Origin of the sequence: Lentzea kentuckyensis (assembly GCF_002150765.1) — a bacterium.
Lineage (GTDB): Bacteria > Actinomycetota > Actinomycetes > Mycobacteriales > Pseudonocardiaceae > Lentzea > Lentzea kentuckyensis.
Window position 1 is genome coordinate 1 of sequence record NZ_MUYM01000123.1, and the last position, 1,385, is coordinate 1,385.

Genomic DNA, 1,385 nt, shown 5'->3' on the forward strand with positions numbered 1-1,385 from the left:
CCTGCGCGGTGCCAGGAGCGGCGGCGTCGACAGCTTTCTCGGTGTGCCTTACGCGGCGGCACCCGTCGGGCGGCTGCGCTGGAAGCCACCGCAGCCGGCGGCCCGCTGGCCGGGTGTGCGCTCGGCGACGTCCTACGGCAACCGGTGCCCGACCGCGGTGAGCTCCAACGGGCCTCGGTCGGAGACCGAGGACTGCCTGTTCCTCAACGTCCAGCGCCCCACGTCAGTCCACAGTGGACCAAAACGGCCGGTGTACGTCTGGATTCACGGCGGNNCCCACCCTGGCCTGACCGCCGAAGGTCGCGGGCAGTCCGGCAACTACGGCCTGTTCGACCAGCAGACCGCGCTGCGCTGGGTGCAGCGCAACATCGCCTCCTTCGGCGGAGACCCGCGGCAGGTGACCATCGGCGGTGAGTCGGCGGGCGGCTGGTCGGTCTGCGCCAACCTGACCGCGCCGGGCTCCCGCGGGCTGTTCCGAGCCGCCATGATCCAGAGCGGTTCGTGCTACAGCCAGACTTTGGCCCAGGCGGAGACGTCCGGCACCGCGGCCGCGCGGGCACTCGGCTGCACCGACCCCGCGACCGCAGTCACGTGCCTGCGCGCACTGCCGCCGGGCCGTCTGGTCGACACCCAGGTGAACGCGGGGTTCGTCAGCGGCGTCCCGGCACTGCCGCAGGCCCCGGACGACGCCGTGCACAGCGGAGCCTTCGTCAGGGTCCCGATCGTGATCGGGGCGACCCGTGACGAGGGACGCACGTTCGCACTGGGGTTCGCGGGCCAGGACCGGATGGCGTACGAGGCGTTCGTCCGGGCGAGTTTCCCGAGTCAGGCGGACGCCGTGCTCGCGCGCTATCCCTGGCCGGCCAACGCGGACACGTTCACGCCGGTGTACCTGGTCGGAGCGATCATGACCGACGCCGGTCTGATCGCCCGCGTCGGCGGCTGCCCGAACCTGGAGCTCACTCGCACCTTCGCCCGGTACACCCGCACGTTCGCCTACGAGTTCGCCCACCGCACCGGGCCTGGCCTCACTCCCATCCCCGGCTTCGTCTGGGGTGCGGGCCACGCGGCCGAACTCGCCTACCTGTGGCCCAACTTCGACAACGGCACCCCGATCGCGCCCACGTTCAACGCCGCCGAGCGGCGCCTGGCCGCGAACATGGTCGACGCGTGGGGCAACTTCGTGCGCACCGGCCGGCCCGACGCGGCCGGACGAACACCCTGGCCCGCCTTCACCGGTACGGCACGGGTGATGTCGCTGGACGCCGCCGGCTCGACTCTCATCACCGCCCGAACCCTTGGTGCCCAGCACAACTGCGACCTGTGGGGCCAGGGCACGACCTGACGCCGAGCCAGTGGGGGTGGTCCGGCTCGCGGGAACGATC

The 1,385-nt window shown here is 72.2% G+C and carries 1 protein-coding gene; it reads left to right on the plus strand.

The features are described 5' to 3' along the window. Positions 1 to 43: 43 nt before the first annotated feature. Complete coding sequence (locus B0F77_RS40500) at positions 44 to 1,345, plus strand: carboxylesterase/lipase family protein (protein WP_425435794.1); 1,302 nt, start codon at positions 44 to 46, stop codon at positions 1,343 to 1,345. Positions 1,346 to 1,385: the final 40 nt, after the last annotated feature.